Here is a 17939-nt window from a genome sequence, read left to right on the forward strand (position 1 = left end):
TAGTATACCTGTATTTTTTTGAGATTTCGAGTAAGTGTATTTAGTGTACTCAAAATCAAGTTCTGTTTCATATAAAAGGCCAGTCCTTCGTTAAGGGGGGGCTGGTCTTTCGTTTACCTTTCCGCGGCCGGGGCGGTCTGGCGCCGGCAGCTCAGCGCGTAGATCGCGCGCACCGCTGCGGCCGCCCTGGCGGTGGGCACGGTCAGCATGAGGCCGATCTTCGACGCCCCCTGGTTGATCACCGAGGGCTCGATGCCGGCGTCGGCCAGGGCGACCATGATGCGGGCGACCAGATCCGGTCTTGCGTAGAGGCCCTCGCCAACCACCATGACAATGGCAAAATCCGGTAGCCACTCCAGCTCATCGGGATGGATCTGCGCGCGCACCTCGGCGGTGATTTGGTCCTTGATCTGCGGCGTGAGCTGGTTTTCGTCAATGATCATGGTCAGGTCATCGATCCCGGAAGGCATGTGCTCATAGGACACTCCGTACTGGGCAAGGATCTTCAGTAGTTTCAGGGTGAAGCCAACTTCCTGGTTGATCAGGTAGTGGTGCAGGTACAGGGCGGTGAAGCCCTTCTTGGCGGCGACGCCGGTGATGTGATGGTGGTGCTGGACGTTTTTGGTGGGGGCGATGATGGTGCCCGGATCGTCCGGCGCGTTGGTGTTCTTAATGTTGACCCGAATGCCGGCCTCGATCACCGGGATCAGCGCCTCGTCGTTGAACACGGAAAAGCCTGCGTAAGCCAGCTCCCGCATCTCCCGATAAGTCAGGGTGTTGATGGCTCGCGGTTGCGCTACGATCCGCGGATCGGCGGCGTAGACCCAAGACACGTCGGTGAAGTTCTCATACAAGTCGGCGCCCAGGCCCTTGGCCAGGATCGACCCGGTGATGTCCGAGCCGCCGCGCGGGAAGGTCAAGACATTGCCCGCCTCGTCGTACGCGTAAAAGCCGGGAACGACGATGACCGCGCCTTCGGGCACTGCAAACTGGGCGAGTGCGGTGTAGCTGTCCTCGTTCACCTGGGCCGCCCCGGGTTTGCCGGTCAGTGTGATGCCAAGGGCCTTGGGGCTGACAAAACGCGCGTTCATTCCCAGGTGCGTCATCACGGCGGCCACCAGCTGGGCGTTCATGTGCTCGCCTTGCGCCATGAATGCGGCCTTCAGGTACGCCACACCGGGGTAGGTGGCCTTGGCCAACCGCTTTAGGTGCTGGCGCAGGTGCTCGACCACGTCGTCAGCGAGCCCGAAGTAGTGCTGAATCTCCGTGTAACGGGCCAAAATCACTTCGATCTGGGCCGCGGGATCCTGGCCTGCCAGCACCTGATCGGCCAGTTGCTTCAGGAGGTCGGTGACCTTGACGTCGCTTGGGCTGCGCTTGCCCGGGGCGGAGACCACCACGACCTGCCTAGTCGGGTCCTGGCGAATGATGTGAATGACTTTTTCCAGCTGGGCGCCAGTGGCTAAGGACGAGCCGCCGAACTTGATGACTTTCATGTTTCTCTCTCCGGTTTCTAATGAATTGGCTTCAACATAACCAGAGCGCGCCGCCAATGTCAAGGGTTGACGCCATCAGATTTTAATTGTAGGCTTGACCCAATCACATACGAAACAGATAGAGGTTGCGGTCGCCATTAGTAACCTGCCCGAGCATGACACGTGCGAGGAAGGCAGGCCAAAGGGAACACCGCCGAAATCCTCACCGCAGTGCACACGGTGAGCGGTTGGGCTGCTGGAGAACATCCGGCGGACTGTCGCAGAGATGCGGGGCGCTATCGTCAACGAATTGGACTATTTGACGTCCATCTGGCGAGCGTTGCCGGATGGACGTTTTGTATTCTAGGAGGAATCAGTTATGGCTCAGGAATTCAACGCGGAACAGATCATTGATTACATTGCCAAGGCCCCTAAGACCACGCCGGTGCACGTCACGCTGGCGGCGGCGATGGCCAGCCTGTCCAAGGTCCCGGCCGGGGTGCAGGCCTTTTTCGACAGTAAAACCGGACAGCTGTATGGCGATGCGGCGCTCATCTCGCCGTGGCTGGCCGCTAATCGCGCGGCGATCACGACGTTGCGGGTCGAAACGACGGGCCGCAACACGGGCGTGCCGATGCTGGACATCAGTCAGGTCAACGCCCGCATTGAACCGGGCGCGATCATTCGCGAGCACGTCACCATCGGCGATAACGCCGTGATCATGATGGGTGCCATTATCAATATCGGTGCGAAAATCGGCGCGGGCACGATGATCGACATGGGGGCCGTCCTTGGCGGCCGCGCCACGGTCGGCAAGCACGCGCACATCGGGGCCGGCGCCGTTTTGGCCGGGGTGGTGGAGCCTGCTAGCGCCACGCCGGTGATCATTGAGGATGACGTGCTGGTCGGGGCCAACGCCGTGGTGATCGAAGGGGTGCACGTCGGCAAGGGTGCCGTCGTTGCGGCCGGGGCGATCGTCATCGATGATGTGCCGGCAGGTGCAGTGGTGGCCGGGGTCCCCGCCAAGGTGATCAAAATGAAGGACGCGAAGACCGCAAGTGAGACTGGCCTGATCGACGCGTTGCGCAAGCTGTAGGAAGGCGAAACCATGGCAGTTTTATCTGAAGCCGATTTGATCGCGGTGCGCCGCTCGCTGCATCGCATTCCGGAATTGGCGCTGCACGAGATCCAAACCCAGGCTTACATTGAAGAGTTCGTGAAGCAGCTGGACTGCGCCTGGCTCAGCGTCAAGCACGTTCCAGCAGTGCCGACCGCGCTGCTGGTGCGCCTTGAAGGCACCGCCCCGCGCCGCACGCTGGGTTATCGCACCGACATTGACGCGTTGCCGGTCGAAGAACAAACCGGCCTCCCGTTTGCCTCCAATCACCCGGGCGTGATGCACGCCTGCGGGCATGACGTGCACATAACGGTGGCGCTGGGCATTCTGGCCTACTTTGCTGCGCATCAGCCAAAAGACAACCTGCTCTTCTTCTTTCAGCCGGCAGAGGAGGCTGAGTACGGCGGCAAGCGGGTGTACGACGCCGGCGCGTTTGCAGGCCGGTTCCGCCCGGACGAGTTTTACGCGCTGCACGACAACCCGGCCCTGCCGGCCGGCCAGATCGCCACGCGCATGGGCACCCTGTTTGCGGGCACGACTGAGATCCACCTGACGTTCACTGGCAAAAGCGGGCACGCCGCTTTTCCCCAAAAGGCCAATGACGCCATCGTGGCGGCCGCCGCGTTCGTGATGCAGGTGCAGACCATTGTGGCCCGCAACGTGGACCCCGTCCGCGGCGGGGTGGTCACGCTCGGGACGTTCCACGCCGGCACGATCGGCAACGTGATCGCGGGCAGTGCGCGGCTGGATGGCACGATCCGCGCGTTTCGCCAAGCCGACATCGAAATGATGCAGCAGCGCGTGCGCCAGATCGCCGAAGGGGTCGCCGCCACGTACGGCGTTCAGGCCGCTCTGAAGCTGATCCAAGGGGGCTATATGCCGGTCGAGAACGCCCCGAAGCAAACCGCCGACTTGATCCATTATATGAAGCACGCGCCGGCCGTTGATTTTGCCGAGGTGGCGCCGGCCATGACCGGCGAGGATTTCGGCTTTCTGCTTCAACAGTTTCCGGGCACCATGGTGTGGCTAGGGGTAAACGACCCGCAGCACAGTCTGCACGCGGCCAATTTCAGTCCGGACGAGGCCGCGCTCAAACCAGGCGTGGCCGCCTTGGTTGGCTTTTTGAAGCATCGGATGGAGGAAGAATAATGCTAGAAAATCACCCTATCTTAACGGCCCTGATCACGCCGTTTAACGCCCACGACGAGATCGATTATCCCGCGTTGGATCGGCTCATTGAGCGCCTGCTGGTCGAGCACACCACGGGCCTTGTAGTCGGGGCGACCACGGGGGAATCACCGACCCTCAGCCGCGCGGAGAAGCTGGACTTGTTTGACCACGTCGGCGCCGTCTTGGCCGGCCGGGCCGCACTGATCGTGAACGTCGGGACCAACTCGACGCGGGAATCCGTGGCGTTTGCCAAGGAAGCGTCGGCAATTGCGGCCGTGACCGCGGTGCTAGCGGTCGTCCCTTACTACAGCAAGCCTGGGCAGGCCGGGATGATCGCCCACTTTCGGGCCATCGCCGACGCGTCCAGCAAGCCGGTCATCATTTACAACATTCCAGGCCGCTCGGTGGTCCAGCTGTCTAACGTGAGCCTTCAGACCCTCGCGCAGCATCCGAACATCAAGGGCGTCAAGCAGTGCACGACCGTTGAGGACCTCGCCTGGCTGGTGCAGCACCTGCCGCAGGACTTCGCGGTGTACACCGGTGATGACGACCAGTTTGAAGCGGCGCTGAAGGTGGGCGCCCGCGGGGTTATCTCCGTCGCCTCGCACCTTTACGGCGACCAGATGCAGCAGGTGATCGATGACCTGCATGCCGGCGCCACCGCCGCTGCCGATGCGCAGATGGCTCGGCTGGTCCCGCGGATGCACGCACTGTTCGCCTACCCGTCGCCGGCGCCGGTCAAAATGGCGCTGAGCCGCCGCGGTGAGATTCAAAACCGGCTGCGCCTGCCGATGGTACCGCTGAATGACACCGAAACGCAGGTCGTGCTGGCAGCACTGGGTGAAACGGAGGACGAAAAATGACGCAAGTGTTAATTGCCGGTGTGTTCGGTAAGATGGGCCAGCAGGTGGCGGCAATGATGACTGCCGCAAAGGACCTCACGATCGTCGGCGGCCTGGCGCCTGAGGCAACCGCCAAGCGCGCTTTTCCCGTTTTCACCAGCCTGGAGGAGATCAACGTTCAAGCTGACGTCTGGGTGGACTTCACCTTGCCCCAGGCGGCGGCCACCAACGCCGAGTACGCCCTGACCCACGGGATGAACGCGGTGATCGGCACCAGCGGGCTAAGCGAACAGACGCAGGCGCGCCTGGGCGAGGTGGCCAAAGCGGCCGGCGCCCGGCTGCTGATCGTGCCGAACTTTGCCATTTCGGCGGTGCTGATGATGCAGTTCGCCGCTAAGGCCGCCAAGTACTTCCCGGATGCCGAGATCGTCGAGGCGCACCACTCGGACAAGCTGGACGCCCCGTCTGGTACGGCCAAGGCGACGGCTAAGGTGATTGCTGCGGCGCGCACCGAAAAGCCGCTAGCGCCGCACCAGGACGCCCCGGCGCGCGGTGAGTGGCTGGATGACGTACCGGTGCACGCGTTGCGCCTGCCGGGTTACGTCGCCCAGGAGGAAGTTCTGTTTGGTGCGGCGGGCGAAAGCCTGACCATCAAGCAAGTCTCGTTTGACCGGTCGAGCTTCATGGCCGGTGTGGCGCTGGCCGTGCGGCAGGTGCACACCCTGCCGGTGGGCCTGACCGTCGGCCTTGACGCATTGCTCTAACTTTATATAGAAGGAAGTCAGCTTATGCCTGAATTAAAACCAAGTCTCCAAGCCCTCGGCAATCGCCGGGTCGCAGCGGTGCCACCCAGCGCAATTCGCGCGGTGGACAACAAAATTTCATCGATCCCGGGAATCATTAAGCTGACGCTGGGGGAGCCGGACTTTGCGGTGCCGGCCCACATTAAGCAGGCAACCACGGCGGCGATCGAGGCGGATTGGTCCCATTACGCGCCGTCGTTTGGGTACGCCAAGCTGCGTCAGGAAATCGCCGATTACCTGGCGACCACGTTTGACGCGCATTACGCCGCGCAAAGCGAAGTCGTCGTGACGGTCGGTGCCACCGAGGGCATCCATGCCGCGATCGCGGGGCTGTTCAACCCCGGCGACACGCTGATCATTCCGACCCCCACTTTTCCCCTGTATGAGACCGTTGCGGCCGTGGCCGGGCTGAACGTGGTGCGGGTCAACACCGCCCCCCAGTACCTGCTGACGGCGGAGCAGCTGAAAACGACGCTGGCGGCGCACCCGGACGCCAAGGGGCTGGTGCTGAATTACCCGAGCAACCCCACCGGCGCGACCTACACGCACGCCCAGCTGCGGGCCCTCGCGGCGGTGATCGCGGATACTGATCTACTGGTGCTTTCCGATGAGATCTACGCCGAGCTCAGCTACGAGGCGCCGCACCTCAGCTTGGCCGCACTGTTGCCCAGCCAAACGGTGCTGATCTCCGGCCTGTCCAAGTCGCATGCCATGACCGGCTACCGCATCGGCTACCTGGCCGGACCCGCACCGCTGATGGCCCTGGCGGGGAAGATGCATCAGTTCATGGTCACCACCGCGGCTAGCCCGATGATGAAGGCGGCCGAGGAGGCCCTCAGTCCGGCGGGCCGAGGGGATGCCGAAGCGATGAAAAAGGTTTACCGGCAGCGGCGCGACCTGATGATGGCGGCGCTCCTGCAAGCGGGTTTCACGGCGCCAAAACCAGCCGGGGCGTTTTACATTTTCGCCAAGCTGCCGGCCCAGTTTGGCACCGATGACGTGCAATTCGTGTACGACCTCGCGGCGGCCGGCAGGGTCGGGCTGGTGCCCGGGTCGGTGTTTGGACCCGGCGGGGAAGGTCACGTGCGGCTGTCGTACGCGGCGTCGACCGAGAATTTAACGGCAGCCGCCCGGCGCATTCAGCGCTTCGTTGCGGCAAAGGAGGAGCAGTAAGACAATGGCAAAAGCGTATGTGGTGGCAATTTTAGGTGCGACCGGCGCGGTCGGCACGCGCATGATCGAACAACTGGAACAATCGACGATCCCGGTCAAAGAGATCCATCTCTTGGCGTCTTCCCGGTCGGCGGGTAAGACCCTGACCTTCAAGGGCCAGCCGGTGACGGTCGAAGAAGCCACGCCGGATTCTTTTAACGGCGTCGACTTGGTGCTGGCCTCCGCCGGCGGGGCGGTGTCGGCTAAGCTCTTGCCCGAGGCGGTGAAGCGCGGCGCTGTGTGCGTCGATAACACGTCGCATTTTCGCATGGATGACAGCGTGCCGCTGGTCGTACCCGAGGTCAATCCCGACGCGCTGAACCACCACAACGGCATCATCGCCGACCCTAACTGCTCGACCATTCAGATGATGATGGCGCTGGAGCCGGTGCGCCGTGCGTTCGGCCTGCGCCGCATCATCGTGTCGACTTACCAGGCGGCCAGCGGGGCGGGGCAAAGTGCCATCAACGAGCTTGAAGACGAGGCCCAAGACTACTTGGCCGGCAAGCAGATGAGCGCGCGCGTCCTGCCGGTGAAAGGGGCCGCGCGCCACTACCCACTGGCGTTCAACCTGCTGCCGCAGATCGACGTCTTCGAGGAAGACGGCTACACGCATGAGGAGTGGAAGATGATCCACGAAACCAAGAAGATCATGCTGGGCGACAAGAATTCACCGGCCATCAAGGTCACGGCCACCTGCGTGCGGGTCCCGGTGCCGATCGCGCACGGCGAGTCCGTGTGGTTCGAAGTGGGTGCGGGCAACACCCCGAGCGCCGATGAACTGCGAGCGGTCATGGCCAAGTTCTCGGGGCTGGTCGTCCAAGACGACCCGGCCCACCAGGTCTACCCGCAGCCCATCAATGCGGCGGGTTCGCGCGCGACCTTTGTCGGCCGGGTGCGGCCAGACCAAGAAACCCCAGGGGCGTACAACCTGTGGGTGGTGGCCGATAACCTGCTGAAGGGCGCGGCCTGGAACGCGGTGCAGATCGCTGAAGAACTGGTGGCGCGCGACCTGGTGCGCGTGCCGGCGGGGGCAGCGGCAAAGTTTTGTTAGGCTAATGGTCTGGGGCTGGCGGCAGCACCGGGCCATTTTTGCGCTTGCGTGAAATTAAAAATTCGGGTACGCTAGTCGGACTAGGATTTTAAGGAGAAACAAAATGAAAGTGCTTTTACCGTACCTGAAAAAATACCGCAAGGATGCCCTCATCGCCACGCTGGCGGTTCTCGTGCTCGTGTTTGCCACCCTGTGGCAGCCGCGGCTTTTGCAAACGGTGATGACGGCCATCATGGCCAAGGACCGGGCAGCGGTGTGGCAAAACGGCATCTGGCTGATTGTCCTCGCGGTGATCGGCATTGCCGGCGGGGTCGTCAACACGGTTTATTCGGCGCGCCTGGCCCTGGGCGTGGCGACCGACCTGCGCGCTGACATCTACCGCCACGTGCAAACGTTTGCTTACGCGGACATTGAGACGTTCTCGGCGTCCAACCTGGTGGTGCGCATGACCAACGACGTGCAGCAGATCCAAGGCGCGGTGATGGCGGCGTTCCAACAGGTGACCCGCATCCCGCTGCTGTTCTTCGGGGCCTTGGCGCTGGCGTTGACCACGATGCCGCAACAGTGGTGGGTGATCCTCGCCATGCTGGTGATCATTGTGCTGGTGGCCGTGGTCGCCTTTCGGCAGATGAGCAGCCTGTTTGGGCAGACCCAGCAGCTGATCGAAAACGTCAACACCGTCGCACGCGAAAACCTGATGGGCATTCGCGTGGTCAAGTCCTTCGTGCAGGAGGACAACCAGATCAAGACTTTCGCCAAGCCCTCCGATGAGCTGCGCGATGTGACCACCCGCATCGGCGAGCTGTTCGCAGTGCTGATGCCGGCCTTTTTCCTGACCGCCAATGTGGCGATCGCCGGGTCGGTGTATTTGGTCGGCACCCAGGTCCTGGCGCACCCGGCGTACATCGCCGCGGTGTCCAGCTTCACCTCGTACCTCGGCCAGATCTTGTTCGCCGTGATCAACGGGTCGTTCATCATGACCTTTGCGTCGCGCGCCTTCATCTCGATGGGGCGGGTGCGTGAGGTCTTCGATCACCAGCCCAGCATGCACTTTGCCCAAGGCCCTGCTAAACCGGTACGGGGGGACATCACCTTCGACCACGTCACCTTCACGTACCCGGGCGATGAGACGCCGACCTTGAAGGACGTGTCCTTTACCGTCCCTGCCGGCCAGATGCTGGGGATCGTCGGGGCGACAGGGTCAGGCAAAACGACCCTGGCCCAGCTGATCGCGCGCCTGTTTGACCCGGATTCCGGGCGGGTCCTGATCGGCGGCGTCGACGTGCGCGACCTGCCGGAGCAGACGCTGCGCGACGCGGTGGCGTTTGTGCTGCAGCGCTCGACCTTGTTTTCCGGGACCATTGCGCAGAACCTGCGCCAAGTGCAAAAAGAGGCGACGGCGGCTAGCATGCACCGTGCCGCGGAAATCGCCCAGGCGGCCGAGTTCATCGAGCGGCTGCCGGAGACGTACGACGCGCCGGTCGAGGAGCGCTCTGCCAATTTTTCCGGCGGGCAAAAGCAGCGCCTCGCCATCACGCGCGGCGTGATCGCCGACCCGGAGATCCTGATCCTGGACGACGCGACCTCGGCTTTGGATGCCAAGTCAGAGAAGCTGGTGCAAGAGGCGCTGGATCGCGACTTGAAGCACACGACGACGGTGGTGATCGCCGAGAAGATCTCCTCGATCATCCGCGCCGATGCGATCCTCGTGCTTGACGGCGGCCGGGTCGTGGGCGAAGGCACCCACCAGGAACTCGTGCGCGAAAACGCTATTTATCAAGAAATTTATCAAACGCAGAAGGCCAAGGAAGGGAGGCTGCCGGCATAATGAAAGACTTAAAACTTGCAGGCCGTTACTACTGGCATTACCTCAAACCCTACGGCTGGCCGTTTTTCTGGAGCGCGGTGCTGATCGGCATCAGCACTGCCTGCGTCGTGGTCGCGCCGACGTACCTGGGCCGCGCCATCAGCGAGCTGACGACGTACGTTCAGGCGTGGGCGGATCCGGCCACCCGCGCCGGCGCCAGCCTGACCACTTTTCACCACACATTGCTGTTCTACGTGCTGTTTTACTTCGGCGACGCGTCGTCTTTGCTGATCGCCTCCTGGCTGCTGGCCAAGGTCACCGCGTACTCCACGGGCACGATGCGCATCGGGCTGTTTCGCAAGATGCAGCGGATGAAGGTCCAGTACTTCGACCAGCACTCCGACGGCGACATCCTGGCGCGCTACACGAGTGACTTGGACAACATTTTCAACGCCTTGAACCAGGCGCTGATCGATTTTCTGCTGGCCATCGCGCAGATGATCGGCATTTTGATCATGATGTTCAACCAGAGTACTACCATGGCGTGGGTGACGATGAGCACGACGCCGGTCGCCCTGCTGATCGCCGCGTTGGTGATGAAAAAAGCGGCCGTTGCCGTTGATCAGCAGCAAACCGATATCGGCGCCTTGAACGGCTACATCAACGAGCAGGTCACCGGCCAAAAGGTGATCATCACCAACGGCCTGCAGCAGGACTCCGTCGCGGGCTTCAACACCTACAACCATCAGGTGCGCAAAACGGCGACCCGGGGCCAGATCTGGTCCGGGATCCTCAGTCCGCTGCTGTCGGGGATGTCACTGCTGAACACCGCCATCGTGATTTTCGCCGGCTCTTGGCTGGCGCTCGGCGGCAGTCTGAGCACCGGGGCGGCGCTGGCGCTGGTCGTGGTGTTCGTCAACTACGCGCAGCAGTACTACCAGCCGATCATCACGCTGACGAGCCTGTACGGCATGATCCAGCTGGCCATCACCGGCGCGCGGCGTGTCGATGAGGTCCGCAGCCAGCCCGATGAGGTGCGACCGGTGAACGGTAAGGCGATCGATCACATTGACCGCGCCCTGAAAATTGACGACGTCCACTTTTCCTACCTGCCGGGTAAGGAGATCCTGCACGGCGTGACCATCGACGTGCAAAAAGGCCAGATGGTGGCCTTGGTCGGGCCGACCGGCTCGGGCAAGACGACCGTGATGAACCTGCTGAATCGCTTCTACGATGTGGATTCCGGGCGCATCACGATCGACGGCACTGACCTGCGCGACTTTGACCTGGCGCAGCTGCGCCAAACCGTCGGCATCGTGCTGCAGGACCCGCAGTTGTTCTCGGGGACGATTGCCGATAACATTCGCTTCGGGGATCCTGACGCGGGGATGGACCGCGTGCTCGCCGCGGCCAAGCAGGCCAACATCCACGACTTTATCGAAAGTCTGCCAGATGGCTATGAAACCAAAGTCTCTGACGAGCAGAACGTCTTTTCTGCCGGGCAAAAGCAGCTCATGAGCATCGCGCGCACGATCCTGACCGACCCGCGCCTGCTGATTTTGGACGAGGCGACCTCGAACGTCGACACCGTGACCGAGGCGAAGATCCAGGCGGCGATGGACAACGTGATCCAGGGCCGCACGAGCTTTGTCATCGCCCACCGGCTGAAGACGATCCTGAACGCGGACCGCATCGTGGTGCTGCAGCACGGCCGGATCATCGAGCAGGGCAGTCATCAGGAGCTGCTGGCCCAGCACGGCTTTTACGCGGAGCTTTACCGCAACCAGATGGTGTTTGAATAGGAAGCAGGATGAGACATAAAGCGGTTTTAGCCCAAAGCACAAGGGCCTCCGCTGTGCGATTCGTTTTGAGAATCGTGCTGCGGAGGCCCTTGTCTGCGTGGCGTTGCTTGATGGAACGCGAATAGGGCATTTTGTCCTAGTCTTTTTTGATGCTTACGCCCCACCGGCGAGCGGCTGGGCACTCACCGGTCGGGGCGGGTCTTAGCGTTTGAGCGCCTCGTTGGCCAGGAAGAACCCGCCCATCACGCCGGCCTCGTCGTTCAGACCGATGCGGACAATGTAGTCAGCCAGTGGCGGCGTCGAGACGTAGCCTTGGTTGTGTTCAGCAAACTTGGTGCGGATCTTCGGCAGCAGCTGCTCTTGGTGCATGATGCCGCCGCCGAAGACGATGATGTCGGGTGACAGCATCATTGCCGCGTCAACGCAGGCAATCGCCAGGTAGTCGGCCTCCATGTCCCAGGCCGGATCGTCTGGCGCCAGTTCGGTGCCTTTTTTGCCGGCACGTTCTTCCACCGCGGGCCCGGCGGCCAGGCCTTCCAGGCAGTGGTTGGCGTGGTACGGGCAGCGGCCCTTGTAGGTGTCACCAGGCAGCTGCGGCATCATGATGTGGCCCATTTCGGGGTTCGAGAAGCCCTGCAGCAGTTTGCCGTCGTGGACGTAGCCGGCGCCGATGCCGGTGCCAACAGTCCAGTACAGCATGTTGCGGTGCCCCTTGCCGGCGCCGGCCAGCCACTCGGCGTAGCCGGCCTCATTGACGTCGGTGGTAAAGGCGTATGGCACGTCGATCGCGGCTTTCATCGCGCCGAGAAAATCGTAGTCGCGCCAGCCCGGCTTGGGCGTCGAGGTGATGTAGCCGTAAGTCGGACTGCTTGGGTCGATGTCCGCCGGGCCAAACGTCCCGATGCCGATCGCTTCTACCGGGTTATCCTGAAAGAACTTGATCACCGCCGGCATGGTTTCCGCGGGCGTGCCCGTGGGGATGCGGACCTGCTTTGCGACCTTGCCATCCGGCGTGCCGGTGGCGCACACAAACTTCGTCCCGCCTGCTTCGATTGAACCTAGAATCATTGTTGTCCCGCCTTTCGAAATCGTTTCCACCCTAGGATAGCGCTGCGGCGCGGGAAGTGCCACCCAAGTTTGCTGCCCCATATAAATTTTAGTGAGCAGCAAGAAAAAATTTGGCAGTTTGAAATTTTGTTTTTAATTTCTAGACATTCGTATACGCTTCGTGTACAATACTGTTTATTACTTCTGATAGGGGCGAGGCTGATGTTTGCCAAATATAAATCCGTATCGTTGATCCTGCGCATTGTGATCGGGCTGCTGGTCGGCTCGCTGCTCGCGTGGCTGGTGCCGTCCTGGTCCGCCATCGGGATCCTGGGGCAACTTTTCGTGGGCGCCTTGAAGGGCATTGCCCCGGTCATGGTGTTCTTCCTGATCATGTCTGCGGTGTCCGGTTACCAGTCCGGCAGCACCAACCACTTTGGCACGGTCATCGTCTTGTACCTGAGCGCGACGCTGCTTTCGGCCTTCGCCGCCGTTGGGGCTTCCTATCTGTTCCCGGTTCACCTGGTCTTGCCCAAGGCGGCGCACGTGGCTGCGGCCGCCCCCAAAAGCTTGGGTAAGGTCTTATCTGACCTGCTGACCAACGCGGTCGGCAACCCCTTAGCCGCGATCGTGAACGCCAACTACCTGTCGATCCTTTTCTGGTCGCTGATGATCGGCTTCGCGTTGCGGCTGACGTCCAAGCAGACGCGGGCAGTGATCAAGGAGCTTTCCGGCGCGATCACCGGGGTCGCACAAACCATCATTGAATTTGCCCCGTTTGGGATCGCCGGTCTGATCTACACGACGATCAGCGAAACTGGGTTTGCTGGCGTTGCCCGGTACGGTCAGCTGGTCCTGCTGCTGGTCGGCACAATGGCGTTCGTTTACCTGGTGGTTTACCCACTGATGACCTTCCTGCTCACCCGGCAGAACCCGTACCCCCTGACGCTTTGGACCCTCAAGCGGTCCGGCATTCCGGCCTTTTTCACCCGCAGCTCGGCCGTGAACATTCCCATTAACTTGCAGGCCTGCGCAGATCTTGGGCTCAACAAGGCCTCGTACTCGGTGTCGATCCCCCTTGGCGGGTCGGCCAACAGTGGGGGCGCAGCAATCACCGTTTCCGTGATGACGCTGGCGGCCTGCTCGACGCTGGGAATCCAGGTCTCCTTCCCGCTGGCCTTCCTGCTGTGCGTGCTGACGGCGCTGGCCGCCACCGGCGCGTCTGGGATCGCCGGGGGGTCACTGCTGATCATTCCGATGGCCGCCTCCTTGTTTGGCATCAGCAATGACATTGCCATGCAGGTCGTCGGGATCGGCTTTATCATCGGAGTTATTCAGGACTCCGTTGAAACGGCGGTCAACTCGGCCTCTGACCTGCTGTTCACGGCGACGGCCGAGTACGCCGACGCCCGCAAAAAAGGCCATCCGGTCGATATCAAAGCCGCGGTCCACGCCGCGGAGCATCAAGGCGATGCCGCAAGGGCGGCCATGGGTGACGCGGCCGTCCAGGAAAACTAGACCTGATTAAACCGCTGTAGAATCGCAGCGGTTTTTTTATCTAGAATTGCGGTTGAAACTGCCTCGGCTGCGGGTGGCTGTGGTAAAATTTGAGCAATCTGATAAAGGACAGGTGATACGATGAGTCAGGCAACGGCATACATTGAAGCAGTCAAGCAGACGATCAAGCAGCGCGACCCGAATCAGCCGGAGTTTCAGGAGGCGGTGTTCAACTTTTTGGCCACCATCACCCCGGTGCTTGAGCAGCACCCGGCGTACATTGCCGCCAGCATCCTGGAGCGGCTGACCGAGCCGGAGCGGGCCATTCAGTTTCAGGTGGCCTGGCAAGATGATCAAGGCCGCATGCAGGTCAACCGCGGGTTCCGCGTCCAGTTCAACTCCGCCATCGGCCCTTACAAGGGGGGCCTGCGCCTGCACCCCTCGGTCAACCTGTCGATCATCAAGTTCCTGGGTTTTGAACAGGTCTTTAAAAACTCGCTGACCGGCCTGCCAATTGGTGGGGCCAAGGGCGGCTCCGATTTTGACCCCAAGGGCAAGTCCGACGCCGAGATCATGCGGTTTTGCCAGAGCTTCATGATCGAGTTGCAAAAATACATCGGCCCAGACCTCGACGTGCCTGCCGGAGACATCGGGGTCGGCGGCCGGGAGATCGGTTACCTGTACGGCATGTACAAGCGGCTGCGCGAATCCGACCGCGGTGTTTTGACCGGCAAGGGGCTCAGCTACGGCGGCTCGCTGGCGCGCACGGAGGCCACCGGCTTTGGCCTGCTTTACTACCTGGAGGAGATGCTTAAGCATAACGACCAGACCCTTGCCGGCAAGCGGCTCTTGGTGTCCGGGGCCGGCAATGTCGCCATCTACGCGATTCAAAAGGCGCAGGAGCTGGGGGCCACGGTGATCTCTGCCTCAGATTCCACCGGTTATGTCATTCAAGAAGCTGGCATCGATGTGGCCAAGCTGAAGCAAATAAAGGAAATCAAGCGCGGCCGGATGAGTGATTACGCCAACGCGGCGCCCGGCGCTGAGTACCATGAAGGCTCGCTTTGGGACGCGGCGGTCAAGGCGGACATCGCCTTGCCTTGCGCCACGCAAAACGAGATCAGTGGCGAGCAGGCGCAGCGGCTCATCGACGCCGGTGTGATTGCCGTGGCTGAAGGGGCGAACATGCCGAGCACGCCAGCGGCCATCGCGGCCTATCAGCAAGCGGGTCTGATGTTTGGCCCGGCCAAAGCCGCCAACGCCGGTGGGGTGGCCGTGTCGGAGCTGGAAATGAGTCAGAATTCGCGGCGCCAGGCCGATAGTTTCGCCACAGTGGACGCTGAGCTCAAGGAGATCATGCAGGCCATTTTCCACAAATCCGTGGCCGCAGCCAAGGCGTATGGCCTGGGCGAGGATTACGACGCCGGGGCGAACATCGCCGGGTTCACGAAGGTCGCTGATGCCATGCTGGCCCAGGGCTGGTAAGAAGCGTCTGAAAATGCAACAAAAAACGAGTGTTGCCCGCTGGGCGGCACTCGTTTTGCTTTTGGCTGGGACGTCAGCTCAGCACTTCCTCAATCGCCTGGGCAAGCAGGGTAAGGGGGCCGAGTACGGTCAACAAGACCTGCGTCTGCTCGTCAAGCGCCCAGGCGGCGGTAAGCCAGGAATTAGGCCTGGTCGCCTAAATTGAGCCAGACGCCCGTTTTTTGGTCCAGCTTCTTGGCAATGACAGTAATGGCGGCAATGTCCGCTGCCGGAAGGAGGTTGATGTCAATCGTGTAGTTCGCGTCAAACTCGCGGCTTAACTGCTTCATCAGGGCATTTTTGCGCTGGCGCGGCGGATTTTTGACCTTCAGGATCAGGGTCGAATGAATCACCGCCATGCCGCTGACTTGGCCCCAGGGGAGGAACGTGCCGCGCCAGGCGAACACCCCGGTGTTGTCGGTGATCCCTTGGTGGTCGAAGATCAGGCTGGGGTGGCTGAGGCCGGACAGCAGCTGGACCACAAAGTAGGCGATGGCAAGGGCCAGCACGAGCCAGCCGACCATAGCCACGATGCGGCCAACGCCGCCGCCCATCATGGCGCCTTGGCGGGTGATGATGACGCCGGCAGCGAAGGTCAAAGCGAAGCCAACGATGAGTTGAAAGAAGAGGTGGAACAGGTTGGGCTTGATGGTAAGGGGCTTGATGTCGTTCAAAACAGGACCTGCTTTCTATGAATGAATAACGCTGCTTTTGATTGTAACGCGTTTCTTTTCGGAATGCTGGACAAATGATTAGGCTTTCCGGGGAAGACGTGTTATACTGAATCCAGTAATTGATGAACTGAAACAGTTGTGTTCATGCATAATGGATTTCTTTCAGCGATTACCAAGTTGTTTTGTCACTTAAGTATTAATGAAGGAGATTCACACATTATGCAACAGGGTACTGTTAAATGGTTTAACGCTGATAAGGGTTACGGCTTCATCACTGGTGAAGACGGCAAGGACGTTTTTGTTCACTTCTCCGCCATCCAAGGCGACGGCTACAAGACGCTTGACGAAGGCCAAGCTGTTAGCTTCGAAGTAGAGCAAAGCGACCGCGGCCCACAGGCTGCTAACGTTACCAAGCTGTAATCTACAGCGTTGGGAAACACCCATCCGGATTTCATCCGGGTGGGTGTTTTTTTGCGCAGCCTCTTAGCGCTTTCGCGCTTAGAGGCTGCCACTCGACGCAGGCATGCGGGAGCGTGCCTGCTAGAGCAAAACGGAACAGGCAGTCGCCTTGCCGCCTAGAGCTAAACCAAGCAGGAAGTCGCTCTGCCGTTTAGAGCAGGCCCCGTAAAAGAGCGGATGACCCATTTTCTCACCAAGCTCGAGGGCCAAACAACAAAGACGAGCAGACGCACCACGCGCCTGCTCGTCTTTTCATCTTATTTGTTTAGTTGTTCGAAAAACCGGATATACGCGTCTACGATCACCCCGAAGAACTGCATCGTCCCAGCCTCAAAACTGTCTGGGGTGTAAGGCTCCCCGCCTTTCAGGTGGGTCAGGACGTTGCCGATGTAGGCTTCCGGTTGTTGCAACGTTGGCATATCCAGCTCAGTCAGGGCGGCGCGTAGGCTGTGATTGGCGGCATACCCGCCCAGTGAGCCCGGTGAGGTGGTGACGACTAGTGCCGGCTTGCCCGCCCAAAGATTTTGCCCGCGGGGGCGAGAGGCCACGTCCAGTGCATTTTTCAACACGGCGGGGGTATCGCGGTTGTATTCAGGACTAAAGAACAGCACCCCATCGACCTGGTCAAGCTCTGCACGAAAGGCAGTCCAGGCCACCGGCGGGTCGTCGGTTTCCAGATCGGGGTTGTAGTAGGGCAGTTGGGCGATCGCAAGTTTCGTCGTGGCATACTGGGCCGGAATCAGCGTTTGAAAGGTGTCCGCGACCAACTGATTGTACGAGCCGTGGCGCAGACTACCGACAATGAAACCAAATGTTGTGGTCATCGCACTCATCTCCTTTTGCGGTCATTATAAAAGCCGCGCGGGAAAAGTTCTAAGCAAACGGCTCGGCCGCCAGCGAGGCTTGGGCGATGACTTTGGCGATGGCCTGCGGCGGCTGCGGGGCGCCGCCTTTCAGCCAGCTGGTGATCACTTGGATCGCCCCGCTGAGGTGAAAGGTAAAATAATACGTCAACATTTGGGGGTCCGTTTCGTGATACACCCGTTCATACTGCTGCAGCGAGGCCTCGCGCAGGGGATTCATGATGGCCAGCAGCAGCGGGCTGACGGTCAGGTTACGGATGATGATTTCGGTGGCCGCGGCGTTTTCCTTCAGCAGGCGCAGGATCGGCGTCAGCCAGGCGGCCATGTCCTCGCGGGGGGCGTCGACCAGCACTGCGACTTGGTCGATCAGATCCATTTCGATGGCCTGAAAGAGCGCCTGCGGATCCGCAAAATGGGTGTAAAAGGTGCCGCGATTCACATCGGCTTCGCGGCACAAAGCGGTAACGGTGATTTTTGCGAGCGGCTGGTGGGCGAGCAGCTGCAGCAGCGCTTGTTTGAGCTGCTCTTCGGTGGCTTGGGCCCGGCGGTTATTTTTCGTGCCGACCATGATGATGCCTTCTTTCCAACAAAAA

The 17939-nt window shown here is 61.0% G+C and carries 16 protein-coding genes and 1 riboswitch; of the genes, 11 read left to right on the plus strand and 5 right to left on the minus strand.

Annotated elements, in window-relative coordinates:
• Positions 1 to 113 precede the first annotated feature (113 nt).
• Positions 114 to 1496 (minus strand): aspartate kinase, encoded by a 1383-nt coding sequence (locus EKM85_RS00005; RefSeq protein ID WP_125584222.1) that lies wholly within the window; start codon positions 1494 to 1496, stop codon positions 114 to 116.
• 111 nt (positions 1497 to 1607) lie between these two features.
• A riboswitch (Lysine riboswitch) is annotated at positions 1608 to 1782 on the plus strand.
• Between the two features lie 72 nt (positions 1783 to 1854).
• Here EKM85_RS00005 and dapD point away from each other — a divergent pair.
• From dapD to EKM85_RS00045, 8 genes are all read left to right on the plus strand, one after another.
• Entirely contained in the window at positions 1855 to 2571 is a 717-nt protein-coding gene (gene dapD, locus EKM85_RS00010; protein WP_125584223.1) for a 2,3,4,5-tetrahydropyridine-2,6-dicarboxylate N-acetyltransferase, read from the plus strand.
• 12 nt (positions 2572 to 2583) lie between these two features.
• Positions 2584 to 3741, plus strand: a complete 1158-nt coding sequence (locus EKM85_RS00015; protein WP_125584224.1) for an N-acetyldiaminopimelate deacetylase — start codon at positions 2584 to 2586, stop codon at positions 3739 to 3741.
• Positions 3741 to 4625 (plus strand): 4-hydroxy-tetrahydrodipicolinate synthase, encoded by an 885-nt coding sequence (gene dapA, locus EKM85_RS00020; protein ID WP_125584225.1) that lies wholly within the window; start codon positions 3741 to 3743, stop codon positions 4623 to 4625. Before EKM85_RS00015 ends, dapA begins: the two co-directional genes overlap by 1 nt.
• Positions 4622 to 5368, plus strand: coding sequence for a 4-hydroxy-tetrahydrodipicolinate reductase (gene dapB, locus EKM85_RS00025; RefSeq protein WP_125584226.1), 747 nt, complete (start codon positions 4622 to 4624; stop codon positions 5366 to 5368). Before dapA ends, dapB begins: the two co-directional genes overlap by 4 nt.
• A 24-nt stretch (positions 5369 to 5392) precedes the next feature.
• Positions 5393 to 6580, plus strand: a complete 1188-nt coding sequence (locus tag EKM85_RS00030; protein WP_125584227.1) for an aminotransferase class I/II-fold pyridoxal phosphate-dependent enzyme — start codon at positions 5393 to 5395, stop codon at positions 6578 to 6580.
• Between the two features lie 4 nt (positions 6581 to 6584).
• A complete protein-coding gene (locus tag EKM85_RS00035) occupies positions 6585 to 7673 on the plus strand; it encodes an aspartate-semialdehyde dehydrogenase (RefSeq protein ID WP_125584228.1) in 1089 nt (362 codons plus the stop codon).
• 103 nt (positions 7674 to 7776) lie between these two features.
• Positions 7777 to 9501, plus strand: a complete 1725-nt coding sequence (locus EKM85_RS00040) for an ABC transporter ATP-binding protein (RefSeq protein ID WP_125584229.1) — start codon at positions 7777 to 7779, stop codon at positions 9499 to 9501.
• The gene (locus EKM85_RS00045; RefSeq protein ID WP_125584230.1) at positions 9501 to 11282 is read left to right on the plus strand and encodes an ABC transporter ATP-binding protein; all 1782 of its coding nucleotides are present in this window, start codon (positions 9501 to 9503) and stop codon (positions 11280 to 11282) included. Before EKM85_RS00040 ends, EKM85_RS00045 begins: the two co-directional genes overlap by 1 nt.
• A 201-nt stretch (positions 11283 to 11483) precedes the next feature.
• Here the strand turns inward: EKM85_RS00045 and EKM85_RS00050 are convergent, their stop codons facing one another.
• Positions 11484 to 12350: an ROK family protein gene (locus EKM85_RS00050; protein WP_125584231.1), complete on the minus strand. Its 867-nt coding sequence runs from the start codon at positions 12348 to 12350 to the stop codon at positions 11484 to 11486.
• A gap of 201 nt (positions 12351 to 12551) precedes the next feature.
• On the opposite strand from EKM85_RS00050, the gene sstT reads away from it, so the two are divergent.
• Positions 12552 to 13847 carry a serine/threonine transporter SstT gene (gene sstT, locus EKM85_RS00055; RefSeq protein WP_125584232.1) on the plus strand — a complete coding sequence of 432 codons (1296 nt, stop codon included), beginning with the start codon at positions 12552 to 12554 and terminating at the stop codon, positions 13845 to 13847.
• Between the two features lie 120 nt (positions 13848 to 13967).
• On the plus strand, positions 13968 to 15311 hold the full coding sequence (gene gdhA / locus EKM85_RS00060) for an NADP-specific glutamate dehydrogenase (protein WP_125584233.1): 1344 nt from the start codon (positions 13968 to 13970) through the stop codon (positions 15309 to 15311).
• A gap of 182 nt (positions 15312 to 15493) precedes the next feature.
• Here gdhA and EKM85_RS00065 read toward each other — a convergent pair whose 3' ends face one another.
• Positions 15494 to 16024: a hypothetical protein gene (locus EKM85_RS00065; protein WP_125584234.1), complete on the minus strand. Its 531-nt coding sequence runs from the start codon at positions 16022 to 16024 to the stop codon at positions 15494 to 15496.
• A gap of 219 nt (positions 16025 to 16243) precedes the next feature.
• Between EKM85_RS00065 and EKM85_RS00070 the strand changes: the two genes are divergently transcribed.
• Entirely contained in the window at positions 16244 to 16444 is a 201-nt protein-coding gene (locus tag EKM85_RS00070; RefSeq protein WP_054662248.1) for a cold-shock protein, read from the plus strand.
• Between the two features lie 296 nt (positions 16445 to 16740).
• Here the strand turns inward: EKM85_RS00070 and EKM85_RS00075 are convergent, their stop codons facing one another.
• Both EKM85_RS00075 and EKM85_RS00080 read right to left on the minus strand, forming a co-directional pair.
• Entirely contained in the window at positions 16741 to 17307 is a 567-nt protein-coding gene (locus EKM85_RS00075; RefSeq protein WP_125584235.1) for an NADPH-dependent FMN reductase, read from the minus strand.
• 49 nt (positions 17308 to 17356) lie between these two features.
• Positions 17357 to 17914, minus strand: coding sequence for a TetR/AcrR family transcriptional regulator (locus tag EKM85_RS00080; protein WP_164510608.1), 558 nt, complete (start codon positions 17912 to 17914; stop codon positions 17357 to 17359).
• Positions 17915 to 17939 lie beyond the last annotated feature (25 nt).

This window comes from Lacticaseibacillus jixianensis (genome assembly GCF_003946485.1).
Taxonomy (GTDB): domain Bacteria; phylum Bacillota; class Bacilli; order Lactobacillales; family Lactobacillaceae; genus Lacticaseibacillus; species Lacticaseibacillus jixianensis.

Coding starts and splice junctions, on each gene's coding strand:
- gdhA (WP_125584233.1), top strand. CDS start 13,968: ATGAGTCAGGCAACGGCATACATTGAAGCAGTCAAGCAGACGATCAAG.
- EKM85_RS00005 (WP_125584222.1), bottom strand. CDS start 1,496: ATGAAAGTCATCAAGTTCGGCGGCTCGTCCTTAGCCACTGGCGCCCAG.
- dapD (WP_125584223.1), top strand. CDS start 1,855: ATGGCTCAGGAATTCAACGCGGAACAGATCATTGATTACATTGCCAAG.
- EKM85_RS00070 (WP_054662248.1), top strand. CDS start 16,244: ATGCAACAGGGTACTGTTAAATGGTTTAACGCTGATAAGGGTTACGGC.
- sstT (WP_125584232.1), top strand. CDS start 12,552: ATGTTTGCCAAATATAAATCCGTATCGTTGATCCTGCGCATTGTGATC.
- EKM85_RS00050 (WP_125584231.1), bottom strand. CDS start 12,350: ATGATTCTAGGTTCAATCGAAGCAGGCGGGACGAAGTTTGTGTGCGCC.
- EKM85_RS00075 (WP_125584235.1), bottom strand. CDS start 17,307: ATGACCACAACATTTGGTTTCATTGTCGGTAGTCTGCGCCACGGCTCG.
- EKM85_RS00045 (WP_125584230.1), top strand. CDS start 9,501: ATGAAAGACTTAAAACTTGCAGGCCGTTACTACTGGCATTACCTCAAA.
- EKM85_RS00035 (WP_125584228.1), top strand. CDS start 6,585: ATGGCAAAAGCGTATGTGGTGGCAATTTTAGGTGCGACCGGCGCGGTC.
- dapB (WP_125584226.1), top strand. CDS start 4,622: ATGACGCAAGTGTTAATTGCCGGTGTGTTCGGTAAGATGGGCCAGCAG.
- EKM85_RS00040 (WP_125584229.1), top strand. CDS start 7,777: ATGAAAGTGCTTTTACCGTACCTGAAAAAATACCGCAAGGATGCCCTC.
- EKM85_RS00030 (WP_125584227.1), top strand. CDS start 5,393: ATGCCTGAATTAAAACCAAGTCTCCAAGCCCTCGGCAATCGCCGGGTC.
- EKM85_RS00080 (WP_164510608.1), bottom strand. CDS start 17,914: ATGGTCGGCACGAAAAATAACCGCCGGGCCCAAGCCACCGAAGAGCAG.
- EKM85_RS00015 (WP_125584224.1), top strand. CDS start 2,584: ATGGCAGTTTTATCTGAAGCCGATTTGATCGCGGTGCGCCGCTCGCTG.
- dapA (WP_125584225.1), top strand. CDS start 3,741: ATGCTAGAAAATCACCCTATCTTAACGGCCCTGATCACGCCGTTTAAC.